This window comes from Pantoea sp. LS15 (genome assembly GCF_012241585.1).
Taxonomy (GTDB): domain Bacteria; phylum Pseudomonadota; class Gammaproteobacteria; order Enterobacterales; family Enterobacteriaceae; genus Enterobacter.
Genome location: NZ_JAAVXA010000010.1, coordinates 93,326 through 115,339 on the forward strand (window position 1 = coordinate 93,326; position 22,014 = coordinate 115,339).

Below are 22,014 nucleotides of genomic sequence, written 5' to 3' on the forward strand. Positions count from 1 at the left end.
GGAAAACGCTTATTTAACGCCGCGTTGCAAAGCTATCGCATTAAACGCGGCGTGTTGTGGCAGAAAATGGGGTTGATCAGGAGATGAAATTAACGCCTTGTTTCAGCACCAGATCGCAGGCTTTGGTTTTCACCTGTTTTGCCAGAGAGGAGTTGCCGATAGTGCTCAGGTTAAGCTGCTGGCCGTTTTGTGCGTTAAGCAGACCCTGAATCCCGTCCATATAGTTGGTATCCGCTTTCTGCTCCTGGGTATCCAGACCCAGTTTGCCCAGCACCTGGTTTTTCACGTTTTGCGCGTCGGTCACGGAGGCCAGTTTTTGCTTCGCGCAATATTCCAGAATGCCCGCCGCGTTGTTCATCGTACCCGCACTCAGGCTCTGAGAGCTGTTACTCAGCAGACTGGTGAGGGAAGACGCGGAAAGCCCGCCCTGAGTGCTGCTGCTCTCTTTGGTCAGTTCGTTTGCTGCGCTTGACAGAGAATCCTGCCAGGACGCTGCTTGCACTGCGCCGGTAACCAACAGGGAGCCTAAAAGCGTGCTGATAATAATCTGTTTTTTCATCGTAAATTTCTCAAAAAGGTCCGTTTTGGGCCGGAAGTGATTCCAGTATATACCGCCTTCTCACTGGCGATTCCTGGAACTATCTTAATACTCTTTTCCGGTGACGCGGCTACGGTAACTTTCCCAATTGAAGTTTACCCATAAACTTGCTCCTAAACGCATCCTGTCCATGACGCGCTCACCGAGAAGCCTAGTCATATCCTCAATATTGTAATTTGTTAGCATGCCTGTAGGCCGTTTGGATGAGGATCTTCGATCAACGAGTTGATTTATTATCACTTTTTCGTATTTAGATTCAGTTTGCACGCCAATTTCATCAATCACTAGGAGATCAACATTGCTTAAGTCGGTAAGCAATTGCTCTTCACTTGTCTCTTTATTAGTGAAGGTATCTTTCATTGCAGTCATGATGTCTGCAACGGTTATGATTAAAACGGACTTTCCTTGAATTAACAAAGCATTACATATCGCTGCGGCGAGATGATTCTTTCCGGTTCCTGGTTTGCCAGTAAAGATGAAACTAGCAATATTCCCTTCAAAATTATCGACATACTGCCTGGCTTTGTTAAGTGCATTAAGTTGTCCATCGCTTTCAACAATATAATTATCGAATGAACAATTTTGGTGTAACGGGCGAATGCCAGAACGGTTAAATGTTCGCTGCATTTTCATGGCCCTATTTTCACGTGCGAGTGCCGCAGCTCGGATTTTCCCCTGCTCTTTTTGCCAGGCTAACAGTTCTTCACCTGTGGTAAAGGCAGGTTTTACATTAGCTGGCATCATTTTCTGCAGTCGTTTCATCAGATCGCCGACGTTTTTCATATCATCCTCTGAAGCCTGGTGGGATAGTATTGTCCGGTTCTGAAAACGCGTTGATATCGCGTTTTGGCTGGCCATTATTGCTGGCGCGGGTGATTTGAAGATGGCGCGCGAGCTTTTGCTGCCACTGAATATGGGTGAAGACTTTACCTTCTGCCTGCCACCAGGCCGTAAACGCAGCGAGTTCTTCAGCGGTGGCGGGTTGTGTCAACGCAATCCCCCACAGCGCGGCCTGCCGTTGAAAATCCGCATCAGGTTGCCAACCCACATAGAGAGCAAATTTTCCCATCGGAACGCTCATCGGGGCGTTAACCGGCTCATCAAAGAACTGATTATCCAGCATGACATCGCTCGCCGGGCGTGATAATTGCGCTTCGATCTCCAGGAGCTGTGCCAGACGTTCCGGTGTGATGGCGTAAAATGCCGGCGCATTGTCGGCAAAAACCGCAACCGTGCCGCCTTCGGCGTGGGTCAACACACCGCGTGGGTCGCGCATAAAGGCATCAATGCCAGCAATGCTGGTGGTCAGAATTCTGGAGGACATAACGCTTACTCTACTGATGACTACGGGCGTGATATGAGCTTATGGTAGCACAGAGAGGATGAGGGGATGGAGGGGATTTCCCCGGTGGCGCTGCGCTTACCGGGGCTACACTTGTAGGCCTGATAAGCGCAGCGACATCAGGTATTTATCACGCGATGATATTCAGGGTCACGTCGATGTTGCCGCGGGTTGCGTTAGAGTACGGGCAAACGATGTGGGCTGCATCGACCAGCTTTTTGGCTTCCGCAGGATCCATGCCTTCCACATGGATGTTCAGTTTTGCTTCGATACCAAAACCGGTTGGCAGCGGGCCAATACCCACTTCGCCTTCAATAAAGGCTTCTTTTGGCAGGGTAAATTTGTCGCGCGCGGCTACAAACTTCATCGCGCCCAGGAAGCAGGCAGAGTAGCCGGCAGCAAACAGCTGCTCAGGGTTCGTCACTTCTCCCCCCATGCCACCCATCTCTTTTGGCACGCCCAGTTTGACGTCCAGGACTCCATCGGAAGAGGTGGCACGGCCGTCACGGCCTCCGGTTGCTTTTGCTTTGGCGGTATAAACAACTTTTTCTAAAGACATGGCAGGTTCCTCATCTTACGTTTGTGTGCGCTATTAAATAGCGTGCGATATATATGGGTAAATAAATACGCGTAAAGTATAGCCTTACGCGTGGTGTAACTGGTGTCGCAAAAGTTCAAGCTGCTGCTTAAGCGCCAGCATCGTGTCAGTATCACACTGCGCTGCGCATCCCACCGCATGGGGGATCCCTGACGCCTGCTGCTGCAGTGCACGTCCCTCGTCGCTCAGCGTGACGGCGACCTGACGCTCATCTTTCCGCGAGCGCTGACGTTTTATCAGCCCGGCGCTTTCCAGACGTTTTAACAGCGGTGTCAGGGTGGCAGAGTCAAGGAACAGCCGCTCACCAATGTCCGACACCGTAATGTCATCCTGCTCCCACAGCACCAGCATCACCAGGTATTGCGGGTAAGTCAGGTTCAGCGGTGCCAGCAGTTGCCGGTACAGCTTATTAAGCGCCAGATTTGCCGAATAGAGAGCAAAGCAGAGCTGGTTATCCAGCAGGAGCGCAGCGGTGGTGTCGTTCGTTTTCGTGTTCATGGAATGAATATAGATAGTGCGCGATTTAATTGCAAGCAATTTTATGGGCAGGTATAGCGGAGTGCCACCTGAACGGCCATTTTGCGGTAGTGCTGGCGCTGAGCCTGTTCATCCGCTCCATCTTCAAACAGCAAAGTGAAGGTGTAGCTATTGGCGACGTAGTGAAAGCTGAAACTGCTTATCAGACGGTGGAGGTCGCGGGCGTCAACTGCCTGGTTGAATAGCTGCTTTTCTTTACCCCGGTCCAGGATCGCTTCCAGCAGATCGAGCGCGCTACGGTTGACCTGGCGCAGATAGCTCGACTGCTGCATAAAGCGGCCTCGCTGCATGTTTTCCATGCAGATAATGCGGATGTAATCCGGGTGATCGGCATGATAGTCAAAGGTGGCTTCTACCAGGTTGACCAGTGCTTCTACCGGTGGCATTCCCGCCAGACTCAGCGCTTTCTCACTGGCGCGGATTTGGGTGTAAACATACTCCAGCACAAGAAGATAGAGGTTTTCTTTGTTCTTAAAATGGTAAACCACCATGCGTTTGGTCGTGCCTGCTTTTTCCGCGATTTGCTCCATGCGGGCACCGTTCAAACCATATTCGGCGAAAAGCGCGATCGCGCTCTGAAAAATTTTCTCTTTCAGGCTGGATTCTTCATTGTGTGCGGGGAGTTCGCTGCCTGGGTTAGCCACAACCTTTCCTTATTTTCACCAAACGGACCAGGACGATTATCCCCACGGCAGCGAAAAACACAAATATCAAACGCGTGGGCGTTTGCGGTACAGCCACAATCCCGGGATCGACAGCCCAATAGAGAGCGCGCCGACAATGGAAGAGGCCTTAAGGAAGTTGCTCAGAAGGAGGATCATCTGTGGCTCTGTGTAGCCAAAATGGCTGATTTTTACCGCAGAAATCATCGCCGTGTAGGCAGATATGCCCGGGAACATCGGGATAACGGCGGCAACGGTGAACACTTTGGGATGCGCCAGATACCAGCGCGACCACTGAATGCCGATACTACCGACCAGCATAGACGCCATAAATGTCGACCATTCGATGTTAAAACCTGCCGTCATCATGACCATCCGCGACCCATGACCAATCGCACCCAGCAGGGCACACCACGGGAGAGCACGTTGCGGAACATTAAAGACCATAGCAAAGCCAACGGCAGGAATGGCGGCCAGAAGCATGTCCTGTACCAGTGCCAGCAGAAAATCTATCACGCCCATCCGCGTAACCCCCAGAGAGTCATGGCCATAACGACCCCGATGCAGGTCGCCAGCGTCAGAAGGCTGGCGATAGCCCAACGTGCCAGACCGGTATTAATGTGCCCTTTAAACATATCGGCGACGGCGTTAATCAACGGGAAACCCGGGACCAGCAGAAGCACACTGGCGGCCATGGCAACAGTGGGTGTGTTAGCAAACTGCGGCATGCGCAGGAGTAGACCAGACACCGTGGTGGCGACAAAAGCGGTAATACAGAAATTGATTTGTGGGTGCATTTGCCGGTGTGTCAGCAATTGACGGACATACATCGCGATGCTGCTGGCGAAAAATGTAATGATTGCGCCGTCCCAGCCGCCTTTGTTGAGCTTACAAAAACAGGCGCACGACAGCCCCACCATAAGCACGACAAGCCAGCGTGGGTAACGTAATGGCTTTATTTGGTTGAATTTTTTTTCAATCTCATTGTGGTCGAGCAGCTTATGTTCAGCAAGAATGACGATATGCTGCACTTCGGTGACGACGTGCATGTTAATGCCGCGGTCGTGGTTTTTGCGGGTGGAGGTCAGGCATTGGCCATCTTTGATCGTGGTCAGCACAATGGCGTTTGAAGAGATCGCGCTTTCAACGCTATCCATACCTAACGCCAGCCCCAGGCGTGTTGAGAGTTCCTCGACTAGCGCGCTTTCCGCACCGTGCTGGAGCAGAAAAAGACCGCACTGAATACATAGCCGCGTGATAGCACGCTGCGTTGACCGATCTGCCTGCATGTATTGTCCTGAAGAGAAAATGGATGTTAGCGGTTTGGCCCGTGATGCTTACTTTTAACACAAAGTGCAGTCCCCCTTGCTGTGGGTCAGATCAAGATTTATGCAAACAGTTGCAACCCGTATCAGGAAAGGGTTTTCGATTTAATTCATAACAATGGTGAATTATTAATGCGATAACATAAAATATTTATATTTAGTTATTCTAAATTTATATTGTCGATATATTAATGAGTTCGTAATTAAATTTATTTGCGCTTTATGAGATATTATCGCCGTTTTAGGCATTTCTTAAGTCAGAAACATATCTCATCTTCTGCTTGTATTAATCTGTTTTACACTCAGGGACGAAAATACTTATTACGTTGATGCGTTTTAACGTTACTCATCAAATGAAAAATGGACACGGAGGGTCTATGTTGTCATTACATGGTAAACATTGCGTAGTCATTAGCCGGGTACCCGTGATGCAAAAAGGGTTTGCAGGCGTTATGGCACGCCACTTCCCCGATTTTGAATTGACCTTTTGTCGCTCACTGCAGGAGCTAACGTTGCTTCAGTTACGCCGTGCAGATGTGATTATCGCCGATATTTCAGGTGAGTACAGAAACCCCCGGGGCTCACTCGAAGAGTACTACAGTTTATTGAACCAATACCGGGAAATACACTGGATCTTCTTAGTCTCCCGGCCTCTGTACCCGATAGCGGTTGAGTTGCTTATGCGACCAGAAAGCACGCTGCTTTCTGATATGGAACCCATCGACGGCGTGATTAATGCTATCCGGGGCGGTAGCGAGCGTGCTGAACGGATAAGCCAGACGTTATTAACACCAGAACCTCAGAGTGCTGAAGACGAACACGTTATTGCGCTCACGCACTCTGAACGCAAAGTATTACGTTTGTTAGGTAAGGGATGGGGGATTAATCAAATTGCCACCTTGCTCAAGAAGAGCAATAAAACGATAAGTGCACAGAAAAACAGTGCGATGCGACGGCTGTCATTGCGGTCTAACGCCGATATGTATGCCTGGATCAGTAGTACACAGGGAATGAGAGAGCTGAGTTTAATATCAGCCTATGGAGAGTTCGAGGAATGGAAAAAACCGATTCAACAAGACACATCGCCATTATCGAAAATTGTTCAATGAGTGCTGTTGGGCTGCAGCATCTTTTTGCTATGCCCCCCCTTAACCATTACCAGTTGCACTTATTTAGTGGATTTGAGGGCTTTAAGAAGGCACTTCACCAGACTAATTTTTTCTCGCTGATCTATTCACTTTCCGATGCGCGGGAAGAGCGTCGTAATTGCCTGGCACACGTGCGGGATCTCGCGTTTACCCATAGCCATATTCAACGCATTATTCTGGCATCGAATGAGATGGAAGCGCGGTTAATTAGCCATCTCTCGCCTTCACGTCTTCACGGAGTGGTCAGTAAATCAGTAACACTTGAGCATCTGCAGAAGGAGCTCGTGGTGTTGTTGGGTGAAACGCTGCGCATCAATGACAATATGCTGAACCACTGGTATTGCAGTCAAAACAGGATGTTAAGCCCCACGGAGCGGGCCATTTTGCGTTATATGTCTTGCGGGTATTCCATTCCTGAAATTGCCGCACAGCTTGAACGCAATATTAAGACCATCCGGGCACATAAGTTTAATGCGATGGTGAAGTTGGGAGTGAGTTCTGACGTAGGGCTGCTTGATGCAGCGGATATTCTTACGCACCTCCCGGCACGAGAACCGCTGAATACGACACTCCGCAAACCCACATTTTTATAACCTGCCTTGCGCGCCAGATAATCTCTGGCGCATCAATCAGATGCACACATCAACCCATTTTGCGGATGTTAGCTCTGCCATCCTGTCAGGTGAAATACGTACTGCACTGTGGATCGCGCCAGCAGCAGGAAGTACTTCAGCGTACTGTTTTAAAGAAATATCGCAGTAAACTGCAAGCGGGTTTTCCAGCCCGAACGGACAAACACCACCGACAGGATGACCAGTGATGGTCACCACTTCATCACTGCTGAGCATGCGTGCTTTCGCGCCAAAGGTGTCTTTCAGTTTTTTGTTATCCAGACGCGCATCTCCTTTCGCGACGATCAGAATCACCTCGTTTTTCACCTTCAATGACAGGGTCTTGGCAATTTGTCCCGGTTCAACACGATGGGCGGCTGCAGCGAGTGCAACGGTGGCGGTACTCTGACTCAGTTCAATAACGTCTATATCCGGAGCGTTGTCGGCAAAAAACTGCTGTACAGACTGCAAACTCATTGTTTCCTCCTGACAAATATCCTGCGTAATCTGTCATAAGAATTTATGCTCTGTAAATATCTCTTAAGTAACAAATATCCCATATAGCTGATTTCTGGATCATCTTCACAATCACAGAAACCGGTTACAGTAACCGGTTGCAGAGCGTGGTGCGTAGATTAATACTGAGTACGTAACGTTCCCTGTATCCAATAATAAGAGCAAATTATGAAACCATTTAGTCTGAGCAGTACCGCTGGTACACAAGCCAGCAAGGTTGTGAAGCTGATTTATGGAACAACGTGTGGCACGAATGTGCCAGTAACAAACGTCTGACAGGAGATCTGCCATGTCTGCCAACCATGCTGCGTTTAACCTGATATTCCGTTTTGTTGAAAATTACGTCAGCCCGATAGCCGGGCGGATCTCTTCCCAGCGTCATGTCATGGCTATCCGTGATGGATTCATCTCCGCGATGCCATTTATGATTGTGGGCTCATTTTTGTTAGTGTTCGCTTACCCACCGTTTTCGCCTGATACCACCTGGGGTTTTGCGCGCGCCTGGCTGGATATGGCGAAGCAATTTGAAGGCCAGATCCTGACGCCGTTTGATATGACGATGGGTATTATGTCCATTTATATCTGTGCGGCCATTGCCTATAACCTTGGCAAACACTATGTCAAATCGCATCAGTTAGACCCATTTATGTGCGCCATGCTGTCTCTGATGGCGTTTCTCCTGGTCGCGGCACCTAAAACCAAAGGCACACTTCCTGTAGACAGCCTGGGTGGGACGGGCATCTTTACCGCGATTCTGGTGGCTATTTACTGTGTTGAGATGATGCGTTTCCTTAAAGCGCATAACATTGGTATTCGCCTGCCAGACCAGGTTCCCCCGATGATCAAAAACTCTTTCGACTTGCTGATCCCGGTGCTGGTAGTGGTGTTGACGCTCTATCCGCTGAGCCTGATTATTCAGTCTCAGTTTGACATGCTGATACCGCAGGCGATTATGTCAGTCTTTAAGCCTTTGGTTTCTGCCGCGGACTCGCTGCCTGCGATTCTGTTAGCTGTGTTGATTGGTCATTTGCTCTGGTTCGCCGGGATCCACGGAGCTGCCATTGTCTCCGGGATGTTACAGATGTTCTGGCTGACTAACCTGGGGGCTAACCAGACTGCGCTGGCAGCCAGCCAGCCTCTGCCGCATATTTTTATGGAAGCATTCTGGACGTTCTTTATCGTGATTGGCGGGTCGGGAGCCACAATGGGGCTGGTGATTTGCTACCTGCGCAGTCGTTCAGCACATTTACGCTCTATTGGGCGTTTGAGCGTGGTACCAAGCTTCTTTAACATTAACGAACCTGTCATTTTCGGTACGCCGATTGTGATGAACCCAGTGTTCTTTATTCCGTTTCTGTTGGCCCCTATGGTGAACGCCGTGCTGGCCTGGGCGGCGATGTCATTTGATCTGATTGGCCGTGTCATTTCAGTCGTGCCCTGGACAGCACCCGCTCCGATTGGCGCCGCATGGGCCCTTGGCTGGGATTTCCGCGCAGCCATTCTGGTCGTTGTTCTGGCCTGCGTATCAGCAATAATCTACTTCCCATTCTTCAAAGTTTACGAGAAGCAGCTGCTGGAGCAGGAAGCCGAGGAAGCGCAGCGTAACGCGGAAGAGGAAAATCAGCAGGTGGCTTAAAAGCGTTGTGCCGGGTGGCGGCTACGAGTTGAGGTTTTTGTAGGCCCGGTAAGCGAAGCGCCACCGGGCAATTCAGTGCACTATTTCAGCGTGCAATCCCCGCACTGCTTAACGTCCGGCAGGCGATAACGCTGGCAGCAGGTGCGACGAACCAGAAGTCCGTCACGGAGAACTACGGAACGGAATAACGGGTTTTCACTGCCATCAGAAAGTTGTTTTGCAAAGAAACAGGACTGACGCAGGGTGTCAACGATCTCATCACCAAGCAGAGGCTTCATTTCCGTTAAATACCAGTGGATTAAATACCCGGTATTACTCCAGATAAGTTTCCCGTTAATCTCACCCGTCTCTTCAAGGGCATTAACCACCGGAATCAGAGCCTGAGTGATAAGCAGCTCCATACGCTCCTGAGCAGTAAGTGGCTCTGAGGCCTGGTCTTCATGGAGATCAATCCAGAAACAGGCTGCACGCCCAGTTTCGTGAAACTCGACATGGAAGTTATCCGGCGAAAGTTCCAGCATGCTCTTTTGCGTTAACAACGCCAGCATGAGGGGAGGCACCATCAGTCCGATATACCACTGCGCCCAGAGAGAGAGCAGGGGTTTATTTTCCCGCTTAAGGGTTGGTTGATGACGATAGATATGGTCGGAATAGGTGGCCAGCAATGATTGCAGTTGGGCTGGTTGCCGCCACTCAGAAAGCGTCATGGCGTGCTGCGGGGGCGCTTCATCAAGCCGGATAAAGTCCAGCAGATGAGCACGAGTTTTCGCAATCTTATCCCGTATGGCATCCGCAAGCGAAGTATTCCCGCTGGCGAGGGGAGCCCGCCAGAGGAGTGGTTCAGCAATGTGTGCGGTCTGTGTGGCCATAGCATTGATGGAAATCTAAATGATAATGATTGCCAATCCTAACTATTGCTCAAACCAATGGCAAGACTTTTGTCCTGGTTAAACGACCTCGTGCTTAAGCCGACTGAAGGCCTTCACTAAGCAGAATATTATTGCGTCCCATATGCTTGGCTTCGTAGAGAGCTTTGTCCGCTTTTTCCAGCGCGCCTTCCACGTCTTCATCCTCGAAAATAGCAATACCAATGCTGATGGTGACATTTGTCGCAACGCTTTCGTTAAACAGATGCGGGATTTTCAAATCGTAGACTTTCTGACGGATCCGCTCTGCCGTCTGGCGGGCATGTTCGAGTGAAATATTGGTCAGCAGCACCATAAATTCTTCCCCGCCAAAGCGCGCCACAATATCGCGAGAACGCACGGCGTCGCGAATTGCCGCAGAGACGCGTTTCAATGCCTGGTCGCCCATCATATGGCCGTAGTGGTCGTTATAGGCCTTAAAGTGGTCGATATCCATCAGCAGGACAAAGTGTTCGCCATTTTCAACCGCTGGCAGGTTCTCCAGACGGCTTTGCAGGCCGCGACGATTATAGAGTCCGGTGAGGGGATCCATCATGCTGAGATCGGTGAGGGTTTCCCGTTCTTCCAGTAAACGAGAGAGCAGCTCCTGAGCAAAACGATCGTTACGTCTTTGCAAAATGTTATGAATAGCAATTGCCACCACAGGAAGTGCGAAAGAATAGGCTATTCTCAGCCATATATCGTGGTTACTTAGCCACAGACAGACAATAAAGGTGGGTAATGAGTGCAGTATGAATGCCACGATATTACTGGCGAATGCCAGCGTACCGATAAAAAGCACTGTTAATAGCGCTATTATCAAATACGTCATATGGTCGTGAGTAATTAGTGAAAATTTTGAGACAATTTGCCAGGCCCACAAAATACCGAAGATCCCTGAAATAACAGGAATATTGATCTTCCGTGTCCTTTTCCTCCAGTGCAAGGCGAGCAGGCCTGTGCTGATGGAGAAAATAGCAATCAGAGGGAAAGAGAACACGCGCACAGAATTAAGTGGGTTTGTTACCGAGAACACGGCTGATGTTGCGTTCAGGAATAAAAATAAACGTAACGATAATTGATATTTTCTGTGAACCAAAGACCGCCAGGATTGTGATGTCATAGTAGTACGTTTTTATTAAAATTTAATTAAAACAAATAAATAGGTGTTGTGTCGCAATAAAAAAAGTAAAAAACTCAAAGAGTAATTATCAGAAAATCTTTAGGTGTAGTTAACAGGTGTGCAATTTATCACCTTAGGCAATTCCTGTCATTATGGGAAAGGTAAAGGTCGACGGATTTTGATTCATCATGTTGGCAAATGATAATTTATTTCATATGATATTGGTTATCATTATCAATGTGAAAGGGCAAGTCATGCTGAACAGGGCACTGGGAAGTGGTTGGGGTGTATTACTGCCGGGAGCGATTCTCGGTGGCTTGATGTTTGCCGATCTCTCCATCAATGTCTGGAAAGCCATCATTGTGTCAGGATTATTAGTCACGTCAGGAATGATATGGCATAAGCAGTTACGCCACTTTGTTTTACTGCCATCGTGTGTAGCACTGGTCAGTGGAATTCTGGTAATACTGATGAGTTTGAAATAACAGGGAAAAGAAGACATTCAGAAGGGTTGTAAGATAATTGGTGCGAGGGGGGGGACTCGAACCCCCACATCCGTAAGGACACTAACACCTGAAGCTAGCGCGTCTACCAATTCCGCCACCTTCGCACAGTCATCTTACTATTTTTGATATCGCCTCGTTGGTGCGAGGGGGGGGACTCGAACCCCCACATCCTAAGGACACTAACACCTGAAGCTAGCGCGTCTACCAATTCCGCCACCTTCGCCCAGTGCGAGCAATATCAACGTGATTTATGGTGCGAGGGGGGGGACTCGAACCCCCACATCCGTAAGGACACTAACACCTGAAGCTAGCGCGTCTACCAATTCCGCCACCTTCGCATACCATCGATACTGTAAAAGTATCGTAACCACGGAGGCGCATTCTAGATGTTTTCAGCTTTACGTCAACAGAAAAGTGCGCGCGACACCTTGATTGCTGGAAAAATGGCCGATGGCGGTGCCATGTGGAGCCGGATGGCGCTTGCGCTTATCCGGCCTACAGGATTGGAGATTATTTTTTGGCCTGACGCGTCATCACCGTGCGGTAAACCTTAAAGCGACCGGTCTGAGCGATCACTTCGTGGAAGCCGAAGGTTTCGTCCAGCACTTTCGGGTACGCGAGGAAGGCGTTAGCGACGATGCGCAGCTCCCCGCCACTGTTAAGGTGACGAACTGCGCCACGGATCAGTGTTTGCGCGGCTTCAAGACTGGTCTCCATGCCATCATGGAACGGCGGGTTAGAGATAATCATGTCGAAACGACCCGTAATGTCGGAGAAGACGTTGCTGGCAATCACTTCACCTTCGATTCCGTTTGCGGCAAGCGTTGCGCGGCTGGCTTCTACCGCTGGCGCACTCACATCACACAGGGTTAAACGCACTTTTGGCGAATGGCTGGCAAGAACCGTTGAAAGCACTCCCGCGCCACAGCCCACGTCCAGCACTTTGCCTTTGGTGTGCGGAGTAAGGGTTGAAAGCAGCAGCTTACTGCCCGTATCCAGCGCGTCACGGCTGAATACGCCTGGGAGTGTTTTGATGGTCAGACCGTCAAGCTGATACTCATCCCAGTAAGCTTGTGCATCAAACGTTGTCTGTTTTTCCAGACGACCATGGTACAAGCCACAGCGGCGGGCGCTGTCGACTTTATTCAGTGGCGCGTACGCTTCCAGCATTTGCTCGGCGCTGCGCACACCACTGCGGTTTTCACCGACGATGAAGATATCGCAACCCACTGGCAGCAAGGAGAGCAGGTTCATCAGCTGGAACTGGGCTTCCGGTTTGTTCTTCGGCCAGTAGTAGATCAGCGTATCGCAGTCAGCGATATCGCTCTGCTCTGCGACCAGGCTAAAGCGCGCGCGCTCGCCCATCTGGCGGCTCAGGACCTGCCAGTGGTGATAATATTGGGTGTGGGCACGGCTTTCAGCACAGTCGAAACGCGCGGGCAGGTCATCCTGCATATCTCCGGCAAACAGAATACGGCTTTCTTCGAAATCATCACTGTGACGCAGCAAGACTTCACTTGCCGGGGTAAATGCAGACATGAATTGTTCCTCAATAAACTCAGGCGGGGATTATAGTAGGTAGATGGCGCACTTTCGACACATTTGCTATATTTGCGCGCCTGAGAGACAGGAGTTTTCCCTATGACATCCCGACGAGACTGGCAGTTGCAGCAACTGGGTATCACCCAGTGGGCTTTGCGTCGCCCGACGGCGTTGCAGGGCGAAATCGCCATATCCATCCCTGCGCACGTTCGCCTGGTGATGGTGGCGGAAGAACTGCCTGCCCTGAATGAACCCCTGATTGGTGATGTCCTTCGCAGCCTGAAGCTGACTGCCGACCAGGTTTTACAGCTGACACCAGAACGGGTCGCTATGCTTCCTCCTGATAGCCGCTGTAACAGCTGGCGTATCGGAGAGACGAACGAAATCCCCCTCCGGGGGAGCCAGATCTGCTCGCCAGCGCTGGACGAACTGAAAGCCAACCCAAAAGCGCGTAGCGCGCTATGGCAACAAATCTGCGAATATGAACACGATTTCTTCCCTCACGACGCCTGACCTGACCACAGCGTTTGCGATTGAAACACGCGCCCATGCCTTTCCGTGGAGCGAAAAGACCTTCGCCAGTAATCAGGGCGAGCGGTATCTGAATTACCGCCTGGATGTTGACGGCACCATGGCCGCCTTCGCAATCACACAGGTTGTTCTTGATGAGGCGACGCTGTTTAATATCGCGGTTGATCCTGCGTTTCAGCGTCGTGGGTTGGGAAGAGAGCTGCTTGAGCACCTCATCCGTGAGCTCGAAACCCGTGACGTTTTCACCCTGTGGCTGGAAGTGCGCGCATCGAATGTCGCCGCCATCGCGCTCTATGAAAGTTTAGGCTTTAATGAGGCGACAATCCGCCGCAACTATTACCCCACCACAGAGGGACGTGAAGACGCCATCATAATGGCTCTGCCGATTGGATAACGAAAATAAGGTTGTAACGATGAAATGGGACTGGATTTTCTTTGATGCCGACGAAACGCTGTTTACGTTCGACGCGTTCGGTGGTCTACAGCGGATGTTTCTCGACTATAGCGTAACCTTCACCGCTGAGGATTTTCAGGACTATCAGGCGGTGAATAAACCGCTGTGGGTGGATTACCAGAACGGTGCCATCACCGCGTTACAACTTCAGCATCAGCGTTTTGACGTCTGGGCGGAACGTTTAAAGGTGAGTCCGGGAACGCTGAACGATGCCTTCCTGAATGCGATGGCTGATATCTGTGCGCCGCTGCCGGGTGCGGTTTCCCTGCTTGATTCTCTGAAAGGCAAGGCGAAACTGGGCATCATTACCAACGGGTTTACCGCATTACAGCAAATCCGTCTTGAACGTACCGGCCTGCGTGATCATTTCGATGCGCTGGTGATTTCAGAAGAAGTGGGCGTACCAAAACCCGATCCGCGTATTTTTGATTACGCGCTGGCGCAGGCAGGCAACCCTGACCGCGAACGGGTACTGATGGTAGGTGACACCGCCGAGTCGGATATTCTGGGTGGCATGAACTCGGGCTTGTCGACCGTCTGGCTGAATGCGCACGGTCGCGTGAAGCCTGAAGGTATCGAACCGACCTGGACCGTGACGTCGTTGAACGAACTGGAGCAACTCCTGTGTAAACAATGATTGCCTGCCCCCCATTGATGGGTAAAATAGCCGCATTTTTCGTATTCCATGATGCGTGGCGTGCTGCCGCGCTTAAATAAGAAGATTTGATTATGACGTTGTCTCCTTATCTGCAAGAGGTGGCCAAGCGCCGCACTTTTGCCATTATCTCGCACCCGGATGCCGGTAAAACGACCATCACCGAAAAGGTGCTGCTGTTCGGACAGGCGATTCAGACTGCCGGTACGGTTAAAGGCCGTGGCTCCAGCCAGCATGCGAAATCCGACTGGATGGAGATGGAAAAGCAGCGTGGTATTTCGATTACCACCTCCGTGATGCAGTTCCCGTATCACAACTGCCTGGTGAACCTGCTGGACACCCCGGGGCACGAAGATTTCTCCGAAGATACCTACCGTACGCTGACGGCGGTTGACTGCTGTCTGATGGTGATCGACGCCGCAAAAGGTGTAGAAGATCGTACCCGTAAGCTGATGGAAGTTACCCGTCTGCGCGATACGCCGATCCTCACTTTCATGAACAAACTCGACCGTGACATCCGTGATCCGATGGAGCTGATGGATGAAGTGGAAAACGAGCTGAAAATCGCCTGTGCGCCAATCACCTGGCCAATCGGCTGTGGCAAGTTGTTCAAAGGGGTTTACCACCTTTATAAAGACGAAACTTACCTGTATCAGACCGGTAAAGGCCACACTATCCAGGAAGTGCGCATCGTGAAAGGTCTGGATAACCCGGATCTGGATACGGCGGTAGGTGAAGAGTTGGCCGCACAGCTGCGCGACGAGCTGGAGCTGGTGAAAGGCGCGTCTCATGAGTTCGACAAAGAGCTGTTCCTGAGCGGTGAAATCACGCCGGTATTCTTTGGTACCGCGCTGGGTAACTTTGGTGTCGACCACATGCTGGATGGTCTGGTGGAGTGGGCTCCGCAGCCGATGCCACGTAAAACCGACACCCGTGAAGTGGAAGCGCAGGAAGAGAAGTTCACCGGTTTCGTATTTAAAATTCAGGCCAACATGGACCCGAAACACCGCGACCGCGTGGCCTTTATGCGCGTTGTGTCCGGTAAATATGAAAAGGGCATGAAACTGCGCCAGGTGCGTATTGGTAAAGACGTGGTGATTTCCGACGCGCTGACCTTCATGGCGGGTGACCGTTCACATGTTGAAGAAGCGTATCCGGGTGACATCATCGGCTTGCATAACCATGGCACGATCCAGATCGGCGATACCTTCACCCAGGGTGAAATGATGAAGTTCACCGGCATCCCGAACTTTGCGCCGGAGCTGTTCCGCCGTATTCGTCTGCGCGATCCACTGAAGCAGAAACAGCTGCTGAAAGGCCTGGTACAGCTTTCCGAAGAGGGCGCGGTACAGGTGTTCCGCCCAATCGCAAACAACGATCTGATCGTCGGTGCGGTGGGGGTGTTGCAGTTTGACGTGGTGGTGGCTCGTCTTAAGAGCGAATATAACGTTGAAGCGATTTACGAATCCGTAAACGTGGCGACCGCGCGCTGGGTTGAGTGTTCTGACGTGAAAAAATTCGAAGAGTTTAAGCGTAAGAACGAAATTCAGCTGGCGCTCGATGGTGGCGATAACCTGACGTACATCGCCCCAACCATGGTTAACCTGAACCTGACCCAGGAACGCTATCCTGACGTTCAGTTCCGCAAAACACGCGAGCACTAATCTTCTCTCAGAGCACGGTAATCGCCGTGCTCTTCTTTAATTCCTGTCTTATTAATCCCTTGCGGAATGTTCTTAATTCTCTGCATTTACGCGTTTATTGGTTATTTTTTGACCAAATCTGAAAGCGATACTGTGAGAGTGATCTATATTTAACTCAGTGTTTAACACCGGGCCTGGATTAATTAACTGCTTTTTTGAATGGTTTTTGGTTGTCCATCTCGCTCGTGTGATTATTCGCAATATATAAAACTACTAAGGAAGTACGTAGCCCGAATAACGGGTAAACACAGGAATACATCGATGAATATGACAAGACTGAAGATTTCTAAAACTCTGCTGGCTGTGACTCTGGGTAGTGTTCTGGTTAGCGGCTCCGCCCTGGCGGAAAGCAGTGCCATGGATAAAGCACAGTCCACTGCCGATACCGCAGGGCAAAAAATCGATAGCTCTATGAATAAAGTCGGTAATTTCATGGATGACAGCTCAATTACAGCAAAAGTTAAAGCCGCGCTGGTGGATGATGAAGCGATTAAGAGCACCGATATTTCCGTTAAGACCGACGAGAAAGTGGTCACGCTGAGTGGTTTTGTTGAAAGCCAGGCTCAGGCCGAACAGGCAGTAAAAGTGGCGAAGGGTGTCGAAGGTGTTACATCCGTGAGCGATAAACTCCACGTGCGTGACAGCAAAAACACGTCGGTGAAAGGTTATGCCGGTGATGCTGCTACGACCAGCGAAATCAAAGCTAAACTTTTAGCAGATGATATCGTGCCATCCCGTAAGGTGAAAGTGGAAACCACCGATGGTGTGGTTCAGCTTTCCGGGACAGTCGATTCGCAGGCGCAAATCGAACGCGCCGAGTCTATTGCGAAAGCCATTGATGGTGTGAAAAGCGTTAAAAACGATCTGAAAGCGAAATAAATCTGGACCATTCGTCCGTCGGGTTAACGCCCACGGGCGAAATAAGAACGACTCTGGAAAAACGCCGGTGGGTGGCCTGAGCGCTCACAATTAGCGGCCGACATTAACTATGGTAAAGGAGAAGCTTATGTTTCGTTGGGGCATTATATTTCTGGTTATCGCGTTAATTGCCGCCGCATTGGGCTTTGGTGGACTGGCGGGTACTGCGGCATGGGCAGCAAAAGTTGTCTTCGTCGTGGGTATTATTCTGTTCCTGGTCAGCCTGTTTACCGGGCGTCGACGTCCATAGCAAACGCAATATTCCTTCAACAAAAAAAGCCAGTCACTACGACTGGCTTTTTCTTATTTGCGTTACTGGTCGGGTGCGTTACTGTGTTGTTACAGAATAATCAAAACAGGAAAGCAGAGGTGGGGCAACGAATTCCCGTTACGCTCGGCAATATCGCGCCGCTCACGTTAAAGCCGTTTCGCGCAGGTCAGCTCGCGCTGGTCTGTGAGGGGGGCGGGCAGCGTGGCATTTTCACTGCGGGCGTGCTGGATGAATTTATGCGCGCGCAATTCAACCCGTTTGACCTTTACTTCGGCACCTCTGCGGGGGCGCAGAACCTGTCTGCCTATGTCTGTAACCAGCCAGGTTATGCGCGAAAAGTGATTATGCGCTATACCACGGCGAAAGAATTTTTTAATCCGGTGCGCTTTGTGCGTGGCGGCAATCTGATTGATCTCGACTGGCTGTTGGAATCTACCTCCAGTCAGATGCCGCTGGCCATGGACACTGCAGCGCGCCTGTTTGATAGCGGGAAAGCATTCTGGATGTGCGCCAGCCGGGGAGATGATTATTCACCGGGGTATTTCTCTCCGCAGAAGGAAAACTGGCTGGATATCATTCGTGCCTCAAGTGCCATTCCCGGTTTTTATCGTACCGGTGCACAGCTGGATGGTATCAGTTATCTGGATGGGGGGATCAGTGACGCGGTACCGGTACAGGAAGCTGCCCGGCGCGGAGCGAAAACTATTGTGGTGATCCGTACCGTACCGTCGCAAATGTACTACACCCCTCAGTGGTTTAAACGCATGGAGCGCTGGTTAGGCGACAGCAGCCTGCAACCGCTGGTGAACATCGCTAAGCAGCATGAAACCACCTACGGCGCGATGCAGCGTTTCATTGAAAAACCTCCGGGAAAACTGCGTATTTTTGAAATCTATCCGCCGAAGCCGCTGGTCAGTATGGCGCTGGGTAGCCGCGTCCCGGCGTTGCGTGCAGATTATAAAACGGGCCGTCTGTGCGGGCGTTACTTCCTGGCGACGGTGGGGAAAATGCTGGCGGAGCAACCACCGCTGCATCGGCATAAACGTATTATTACGCCGCCTGCGATTGTTGCTAATGATGCCCTGACAATGCCGCTGGTGGATATTCCGCAGGCGAATGACGCTCTATTGGACAACGAGGATCTGGCGTGACGCACTGCTTTGTCGATACCCACTGCCACTTTGATTTTCCACCGTTTACAGGGGATGAAGAGCAAAGTATTGCGAAAGCTGCTGAAGCAGGCGTTCAGGCCATCATTGTGCCGTCAGTTGAAGCTGCTTACTTTTCCCGTGTGCTGGATCTTGCCACGCAGTATCCTGCGCTCTATGCCGCGCTCGGCCTCCATCCGATTGTCATTGAACGACATCTTGATGAACATATTGAGAGGCTTGATGAGGTACTGCAGACCGCGGGAGAAAAACTTGTCGCCATCGGTGAGATCGGCCTCGATCTTTACCGTGAGGATCCGCAGTTTGAACGTCAGCAGACGATCCTTGATGCGCAGCTCAGGCTGGCAAAGCGTTACGATCTGCCGGTGATCCTCCACTCAAGACGCACGCACGATAAGCTGGCGATGCACCTGAAACGCATCGATCTACCACGGCGAGGTGTCGTACACGGTTTCTCCGGCAGCCTGCAGCAGGCGCAGCGTTTTACCGAACTGGGCTATAAAATTGGCGTGGGCGGAACCATCACTTATCCGCGCGCCAGCAAAACCCGCGACGTAATGGCTCAACTGCCCCTGTCGGCGTTATTACTGGAAACCGACGCCCCCGATATGCCACTTAACGGTTTTCAGGGGCAACCGAATCGCCCGGAACAGGCGGCACGCGTGTTTGCCACGTTGTGCGAGCTGCGTGATGAGCCAGAAGAGGTGATTGCTGATGCCTTGCTTGAGAATACGCGCTCGGTATTTGGTATCACACTATAGATAAAGCGCCGGGCGGATCACGGTTATCTTCTGTTTTTCCAGTGCGAGCGCCAGCGGCTCAACGTCTTCCGGTGTAGCGCTACGCCATGACGCCGCTTCGCCGTAAACACCCTGGGCATGAAACGCGTTGATACGCACCGGGACGTTTCCAAGCCCGTGGATAAACGTCGTCAGCGGTTTGATTTGTTCCATATAATCGCACTGATCCGGGATGACCAGTAAGCGCAGTTCCGTCAAACGGTGATGATCGGCCAGCCAGCGAATGCTTTGTTTAATCAGCGGGTTTTCGCGTCCTGTCAGGAAACGGTGATGCTCATTTCCCCACGCTTTTAGATCCAGCATCGCGCCATCCAGCACCGGCAGGAGTTTCTGCCAGCCGGTTTCACTTAACAGGCCATTGCTGTCCACCAGACAGCTTAGATGACTCAGGGCGGGATCTGTTTTGATCGCCGTGAAAAGCGCGATCAGAAAAGGAAGTTGCGTGGTAGCCTCACCGCCACTCACCGTAATACCCTCAATAAAGGGCGCAGCTCTGCGGATTTGCGTGAGGATCTCCTCCACACTAAAACGATGCGCCATGGGCGTTGCCTGCTGCTGGCACTGGTGGAGGCAGGTGTCGCACTGCTGGCAGTCACTTTCCTGCCACCAGACGCGCCCGGCATGAATGGTCAGCGCGTCGTGCGGACAGTGGGGCACGCAGTCACCGCAGTCGTTGCAGCGCCCGATGGTCCACGGGTTGTGGCAGGTTTTACAGCGCAGGTTACATCCCTGCAGGAACAGTGCCAGGCGACTGCCCGGTCCGTCCACGCAGGAGAAAGGGATAACCTGACTAACTAAAGCGCATCTGCTGTTCATGGCTAATCACGCGCGGCTGACGTTCCAGGATGCGGGTGTTACGCGCGGCTTCTTCTCCAAGCCACGTGGTATTAGTACGTGATCCGGTTTCACGGTATTTTTCAAGATCTGACAAGCGCACCATATACCCGGTCACGCGTACCAGATCGTTACCGGATACGTTAGCGGTGAATTCACGCATACCGGCTCTGAACGCACCAAGACATAGCTGAACCACCGCCTGCGGGTTGCGTTTTACCGTCTCATCCAGGGTCAAAATATCGCTGATCCCTGAGTGGTAGTATTTATGATGCGGCGCTACGGCCAGCAGATGGTTGATTGGGTCCGGTTCATCTCCATAGGGCAGACGCGCCCCCGGTGTCGTGCCGGAGTCAGAGCTGATCCCTGACTGAGCATGCAGCATTGCGCGTTGCTTCCAGCCGTGTTTCACCGGTGTGTTTTCCACAAATGCCGCAAGCTGCCCACTGATGCGGTAGCCCAGTGCGTTGGCATGCTCGTCTTTACCGTAGCGCCCTGCAATACCTTCCTTTTCGCAAAGTGTGTTCACTGCTTCTGCCAGACCGTACATCCCAAACATAGGCACAAACCGATCGGTATCAATCAGCCCCTCTTTTACCAGGAAGCTATTCTCAAAGAAGCCAGATTGCTCATACAGGAAACCGCAGCGTGCATCGATGATAGCAATTTGCTGCTGGCAGTAATGCGGGAGCGTGCGGGTGAAGAAGTCTTCAATGGATGTGCTGCGTTCAGCAATGGTTTTGAGGTTAAGGCGTACAAGGGTGCTCCCACCGCCTGCAAGCGGCAGGGAGTTGTAACAACTCACCACGCCGTAACGGCCTTTTGTGAAAATTTTATCATTAATTGGGCCATTAGAAATATGCGGTTTACTGCATTTACATATGTTTTTTGCCACCTCAAGCAGTAAATCGTCCGGGGTAATATCTGGATCGTAGATAAAGGTGAGGTTTGGCGCGACCTGCTTCAGCTCTGCATCGGCACGCAGAATTGCACGGGTGATGGGGCCGTCAGCAGGCCCGATGTTTGCGTGCATAAACGCATCCGGCAGCGTTCGGTCGAGATAGCGCCAGAAACGTTTTATTCGGCTATCAACTTCTTCTTGTGTTAGAATTCTAACATATGGTTGCAGTAACACATCAAGATGACCCAGATAAACAGGCATGGATGTTACGGATGGAACATGGTGGTAAAGGATGGTGAGTAGTGAAAGGGCGTCATCCAGGTCTTTCGCGCCTTCCAGCTCCAGCCATTCTGAGCCGTTGGCCAGAAATTTAGCATAATCCGGCAGAACATAGCGGGGTTTGTAGGGTGCGTGGCCTTCGAACATATCGCAGATAAAACCCTCGTCCAGCGCGGCGCGCGCAGCCTGAGGGAGTTCCGGATAAGGCAGGTTGTTTTCCGCTTCCAGCGCCAGGAAATGACGTTTTTGTTCCGGGGTTAACACCGGGCTTGTCACAATGTGCTGGCAACGTTGTTGCAGGGCGTCGGGGCTGGAGTGGGACATGATCGCTTCCTTGATTATTCTGCGGATGATGAACGGATTGTAGGAAGCCAGCCTGTTATGGCTTTTGATCCGACAGGGGGTATTGCTGCTTTAGTCGGCAATTAGCACGATAAAGTTTGAAGAAGA

At 51.2% G+C, this 22,014-nt stretch carries 26 protein-coding genes and 3 tRNA genes; 12 read left to right on the plus strand and 17 right to left on the minus strand.

What is annotated here, in order from left to right; genetic code table 11:
- Positions 1–76 precede the first annotated feature (76 nt).
- The 8 genes from HED65_RS15465 to HED65_RS15500 all read right to left on the minus strand — a co-directional run bounded on the left by HED65_RS15465 (position 77) and on the right by HED65_RS15500 (position 5,026).
- Positions 77–559 (minus strand): YjjA family protein, encoded by a 483-nt coding sequence (locus HED65_RS15465; RefSeq protein ID WP_114979230.1) that lies wholly within the window; start codon positions 557–559, stop codon positions 77–79.
- An 84-nt stretch (positions 560–643) separates the two neighbouring features.
- The gene (gene dnaC, locus HED65_RS15470; protein WP_114979231.1) at positions 644–1,381 is read right to left on the minus strand and encodes a replicative helicase loader DnaC; all 738 of its coding nucleotides are present in this window, start codon (positions 1,379–1,381) and stop codon (positions 644–646) included.
- A 1-nt stretch (position 1,382) separates the two neighbouring features.
- Positions 1,383–1,922 (minus strand): primosomal protein DnaT, encoded by a 540-nt coding sequence (dnaT, locus tag HED65_RS15475; protein WP_114979232.1) that lies wholly within the window; start codon positions 1,920–1,922, stop codon positions 1,383–1,385.
- A gap of 148 nt (positions 1,923–2,070) precedes the next feature.
- On the minus strand, positions 2,071–2,499 hold the full coding sequence (locus tag HED65_RS15480) for an organic hydroperoxide resistance protein (RefSeq protein ID WP_013095463.1): 429 nt from the start codon (positions 2,497–2,499) through the stop codon (positions 2,071–2,073).
- Positions 2,500–2,583: 84 nt separating this feature from the next.
- Entirely contained in the window at positions 2,584–3,036 is a 453-nt protein-coding gene (locus tag HED65_RS15485) for a MarR family winged helix-turn-helix transcriptional regulator (protein WP_114979277.1), read from the minus strand.
- A 41-nt stretch (positions 3,037–3,077) separates the two neighbouring features.
- The gene (locus HED65_RS15490) at positions 3,078–3,719 is read right to left on the minus strand and encodes a TetR family transcriptional regulator (protein WP_114979233.1); all 642 of its coding nucleotides are present in this window, start codon (positions 3,717–3,719) and stop codon (positions 3,078–3,080) included.
- Between the two features lie 66 nt (positions 3,720–3,785).
- On the minus strand, positions 3,786–4,259 hold the full coding sequence (locus HED65_RS15495; RefSeq protein ID WP_049007396.1) for a threonine/serine exporter: 474 nt from the start codon (positions 4,257–4,259) through the stop codon (positions 3,786–3,788).
- Positions 4,250–5,026 carry a threonine/serine exporter family protein gene (locus HED65_RS15500; RefSeq protein WP_114979234.1) on the minus strand — a complete coding sequence of 259 codons (777 nt, stop codon included), beginning with the start codon at positions 5,024–5,026 and terminating at the stop codon, positions 4,250–4,252. The genes HED65_RS15495 and HED65_RS15500 overlap by 10 nt, the downstream gene beginning before the upstream one ends.
- Before the next feature lie 413 nt (positions 5,027–5,439).
- Here HED65_RS15500 and HED65_RS15505 point away from each other — a divergent pair, with 413 nt between their 5' ends.
- Positions 5,440–6,171 (plus strand): helix-turn-helix transcriptional regulator, encoded by a 732-nt coding sequence (locus HED65_RS15505; protein WP_114979235.1) that lies wholly within the window; start codon positions 5,440–5,442, stop codon positions 6,169–6,171.
- A complete protein-coding gene (gene bglJ, locus HED65_RS15510; RefSeq protein ID WP_114979236.1) occupies positions 6,168–6,803 on the plus strand; it encodes a DNA-binding transcriptional activator BglJ in 636 nt (211 codons plus the stop codon). The genes HED65_RS15505 and bglJ overlap by 4 nt, the downstream gene beginning before the upstream one ends.
- Before the next feature lie 36 nt (positions 6,804–6,839).
- Here bglJ and HED65_RS15515 read toward each other — a convergent pair whose 3' ends face one another.
- Complete coding sequence (locus HED65_RS15515; protein ID WP_114979237.1) at positions 6,840–7,298, minus strand: YbaK/EbsC family protein; 459 nt, start codon at positions 7,296–7,298, stop codon at positions 6,840–6,842.
- 328 nt (positions 7,299–7,626) lie between these two features.
- Here HED65_RS15515 and HED65_RS15520 point away from each other — a divergent pair, with 328 nt between their 5' ends.
- On the plus strand, positions 7,627–8,973 hold the full coding sequence (locus tag HED65_RS15520) for a PTS sugar transporter subunit IIC (protein ID WP_028016583.1): 1,347 nt from the start codon (positions 7,627–7,629) through the stop codon (positions 8,971–8,973).
- Positions 8,974–9,053: 80 nt separating this feature from the next.
- Here HED65_RS15520 and fhuF read toward each other — a convergent pair whose 3' ends face one another.
- Both fhuF and HED65_RS15530 read right to left on the minus strand, forming a co-directional pair.
- The gene (gene fhuF, locus HED65_RS15525; RefSeq protein WP_114979238.1) at positions 9,054–9,842 is read right to left on the minus strand and encodes a siderophore-iron reductase FhuF; all 789 of its coding nucleotides are present in this window, start codon (positions 9,840–9,842) and stop codon (positions 9,054–9,056) included.
- Positions 9,843–9,936: 94 nt separating this feature from the next.
- Positions 9,937–11,001 carry a GGDEF domain-containing protein gene (locus HED65_RS15530; RefSeq protein WP_114979239.1) on the minus strand — a complete coding sequence of 355 codons (1,065 nt, stop codon included), beginning with the start codon at positions 10,999–11,001 and terminating at the stop codon, positions 9,937–9,939.
- Positions 11,002–11,216: 215 nt separating this feature from the next.
- Here HED65_RS15530 and HED65_RS15535 point away from each other — a divergent pair, with 215 nt between their 5' ends.
- Complete coding sequence (locus tag HED65_RS15535) at positions 11,217–11,486, plus strand: DUF1435 domain-containing protein (RefSeq protein ID WP_189338749.1); 270 nt, start codon at positions 11,217–11,219, stop codon at positions 11,484–11,486.
- A gap of 38 nt (positions 11,487–11,524) precedes the next feature.
- Here the strand turns inward: HED65_RS15535 and HED65_RS15540 are convergent.
- From HED65_RS15540 to rsmC, 4 genes are all read right to left on the minus strand, one after another.
- Positions 11,525–11,611 (minus strand) — tRNA-Leu (locus HED65_RS15540).
- A gap of 33 nt (positions 11,612–11,644) precedes the next feature.
- Positions 11,645–11,730: transfer RNA gene (locus HED65_RS15545), tRNA-Leu, on the minus strand.
- 28 nt (positions 11,731–11,758) lie between these two features.
- Positions 11,759–11,845: transfer RNA gene (locus tag HED65_RS15550), tRNA-Leu, on the minus strand.
- A gap of 172 nt (positions 11,846–12,017) precedes the next feature.
- On the minus strand, positions 12,018–13,046 hold the full coding sequence (rsmC, locus tag HED65_RS15555; protein WP_114979240.1) for a 16S rRNA (guanine(1207)-N(2))-methyltransferase RsmC: 1,029 nt from the start codon (positions 13,044–13,046) through the stop codon (positions 12,018–12,020).
- Positions 13,047–13,148: 102 nt separating this feature from the next.
- Between rsmC and HED65_RS15560 the strand changes: the two genes are divergently transcribed.
- The 8 genes from HED65_RS15560 (at position 13,149) to HED65_RS15595 (ending at position 19,511) form a co-directional block, all read left to right on the plus strand.
- Positions 13,149–13,562, plus strand: coding sequence for a DNA polymerase III subunit psi (locus HED65_RS15560; RefSeq protein ID WP_114979241.1), 414 nt, complete (start codon positions 13,149–13,151; stop codon positions 13,560–13,562).
- Complete coding sequence (gene rimI, locus HED65_RS15565) at positions 13,531–13,974, plus strand: ribosomal protein S18-alanine N-acetyltransferase (RefSeq protein WP_114979242.1); 444 nt, start codon at positions 13,531–13,533, stop codon at positions 13,972–13,974. The genes HED65_RS15560 and rimI overlap by 32 nt, the downstream gene beginning before the upstream one ends.
- A 19-nt stretch (positions 13,975–13,993) precedes the next feature.
- Positions 13,994–14,671 carry a pyrimidine 5'-nucleotidase gene (yjjG, locus tag HED65_RS15570; RefSeq protein ID WP_028016589.1) on the plus strand — a complete coding sequence of 226 codons (678 nt, stop codon included), beginning with the start codon at positions 13,994–13,996 and terminating at the stop codon, positions 14,669–14,671.
- Between the two features lie 92 nt (positions 14,672–14,763).
- Positions 14,764–16,353 carry a peptide chain release factor 3 gene (gene prfC / locus HED65_RS15575; RefSeq protein ID WP_028016590.1) on the plus strand — a complete coding sequence of 530 codons (1,590 nt, stop codon included), beginning with the start codon at positions 14,764–14,766 and terminating at the stop codon, positions 16,351–16,353.
- 300 nt (positions 16,354–16,653) lie between these two features.
- Positions 16,654–17,271, plus strand: coding sequence for a molecular chaperone OsmY (osmY, locus tag HED65_RS15580; protein WP_114979243.1), 618 nt, complete (start codon positions 16,654–16,656; stop codon positions 17,269–17,271).
- A gap of 127 nt (positions 17,272–17,398) precedes the next feature.
- Positions 17,399–17,560: a DUF1328 domain-containing protein gene (locus HED65_RS15585; RefSeq protein WP_032666762.1), complete on the plus strand. Its 162-nt coding sequence runs from the start codon at positions 17,399–17,401 to the stop codon at positions 17,558–17,560.
- Between the two features lie 119 nt (positions 17,561–17,679).
- Positions 17,680–18,732 carry a patatin-like phospholipase family protein gene (locus tag HED65_RS15590; RefSeq protein ID WP_114979245.1) on the plus strand — a complete coding sequence of 351 codons (1,053 nt, stop codon included), beginning with the start codon at positions 17,680–17,682 and terminating at the stop codon, positions 18,730–18,732.
- Positions 18,729–19,511 (plus strand): TatD family hydrolase, encoded by a 783-nt coding sequence (locus HED65_RS15595; protein ID WP_114979246.1) that lies wholly within the window; start codon positions 18,729–18,731, stop codon positions 19,509–19,511. The genes HED65_RS15590 and HED65_RS15595 overlap by 4 nt, the downstream gene beginning before the upstream one ends.
- Here HED65_RS15595 and HED65_RS15600 read toward each other — a convergent pair.
- Together HED65_RS15600 and HED65_RS15605 are read right to left on the minus strand one after the other, a co-directional pair.
- On the minus strand, positions 19,506–20,366 hold the full coding sequence (locus tag HED65_RS15600; protein ID WP_114979247.1) for a YjjW family glycine radical enzyme activase: 861 nt from the start codon (positions 20,364–20,366) through the stop codon (positions 19,506–19,508). The two genes, HED65_RS15595 and HED65_RS15600, sit on opposite strands and share 6 nt — an antisense overlap.
- The gene (locus HED65_RS15605) at positions 20,341–21,888 is read right to left on the minus strand and encodes a YjjI family glycine radical enzyme (RefSeq protein ID WP_114979248.1); all 1,548 of its coding nucleotides are present in this window, start codon (positions 21,886–21,888) and stop codon (positions 20,341–20,343) included. The genes HED65_RS15600 and HED65_RS15605 overlap by 26 nt, the downstream gene beginning before the upstream one ends.
- Between the last annotated feature and the right edge of the window lie 126 nt (positions 21,889–22,014).

Bases quoted from the DNA above. Each gene is read 5' to 3' on its own strand.
- HED65_RS15465 (WP_114979230.1), bottom strand. From the start codon at position 559: ATGAAAAAACAGATTATTATCAGCACGCTTTTAGGCTCCCTGTTGGTT.
- dnaC (WP_114979231.1), bottom strand. From the start codon at position 1,381: ATGAAAAACGTCGGCGATCTGATGAAACGACTGCAGAAAATGATGCCA.
- dnaT (WP_114979232.1), bottom strand. From the start codon at position 1,922: ATGTCCTCCAGAATTCTGACCACCAGCATTGCTGGCATTGATGCCTTT.
- HED65_RS15480 (WP_013095463.1), bottom strand. From the start codon at position 2,499: ATGTCTTTAGAAAAAGTTGTTTATACCGCCAAAGCAAAAGCAACCGGA.
- HED65_RS15485 (WP_114979277.1), bottom strand. From the start codon at position 3,036: ATGAACACGAAAACGAACGACACCACCGCTGCGCTCCTGCTGGATAAC.
- HED65_RS15495 (WP_049007396.1), bottom strand. From the start codon at position 4,259: ATGGGCGTGATAGATTTTCTGCTGGCACTGGTACAGGACATGCTTCTG.
- HED65_RS15500 (WP_114979234.1), bottom strand. From the start codon at position 5,026: ATGCAGGCAGATCGGTCAACGCAGCGTGCTATCACGCGGCTATGTATT.
- HED65_RS15505 (WP_114979235.1), top strand. From the start codon at position 5,440: ATGTTGTCATTACATGGTAAACATTGCGTAGTCATTAGCCGGGTACCC.
- bglJ (WP_114979236.1), top strand. From the start codon at position 6,168: ATGAGTGCTGTTGGGCTGCAGCATCTTTTTGCTATGCCCCCCCTTAAC.
- HED65_RS15515 (WP_114979237.1), bottom strand. From the start codon at position 7,298: ATGAGTTTGCAGTCTGTACAGCAGTTTTTTGCCGACAACGCTCCGGAT.
- HED65_RS15520 (WP_028016583.1), top strand. From the start codon at position 7,627: ATGTCTGCCAACCATGCTGCGTTTAACCTGATATTCCGTTTTGTTGAA.
- fhuF (WP_114979238.1), bottom strand. From the start codon at position 9,842: ATGGCCACACAGACCGCACACATTGCTGAACCACTCCTCTGGCGGGCT.
- HED65_RS15530 (WP_114979239.1), bottom strand. From the start codon at position 11,001: ATGACATCACAATCCTGGCGGTCTTTGGTTCACAGAAAATATCAATTA.
- HED65_RS15535 (WP_189338749.1), top strand. From the start codon at position 11,217: ATGATATTGGTTATCATTATCAATGTGAAAGGGCAAGTCATGCTGAAC.
- rsmC (WP_114979240.1), bottom strand. From the start codon at position 13,046: ATGTCTGCATTTACCCCGGCAAGTGAAGTCTTGCTGCGTCACAGTGAT.
- HED65_RS15560 (WP_114979241.1), top strand. From the start codon at position 13,149: ATGACATCCCGACGAGACTGGCAGTTGCAGCAACTGGGTATCACCCAG.
- rimI (WP_114979242.1), top strand. From the start codon at position 13,531: ATGAACACGATTTCTTCCCTCACGACGCCTGACCTGACCACAGCGTTT.
- yjjG (WP_028016589.1), top strand. From the start codon at position 13,994: ATGAAATGGGACTGGATTTTCTTTGATGCCGACGAAACGCTGTTTACG.
- prfC (WP_028016590.1), top strand. From the start codon at position 14,764: ATGACGTTGTCTCCTTATCTGCAAGAGGTGGCCAAGCGCCGCACTTTT.
- osmY (WP_114979243.1), top strand. From the start codon at position 16,654: ATGAATATGACAAGACTGAAGATTTCTAAAACTCTGCTGGCTGTGACT.
- HED65_RS15585 (WP_032666762.1), top strand. From the start codon at position 17,399: ATGTTTCGTTGGGGCATTATATTTCTGGTTATCGCGTTAATTGCCGCC.
- HED65_RS15600 (WP_114979247.1), bottom strand. From the start codon at position 20,366: ATGAACAGCAGATGCGCTTTAGTTAGTCAGGTTATCCCTTTCTCCTGC.
- HED65_RS15605 (WP_114979248.1), bottom strand. From the start codon at position 21,888: ATGTCCCACTCCAGCCCCGACGCCCTGCAACAACGTTGCCAGCACATT.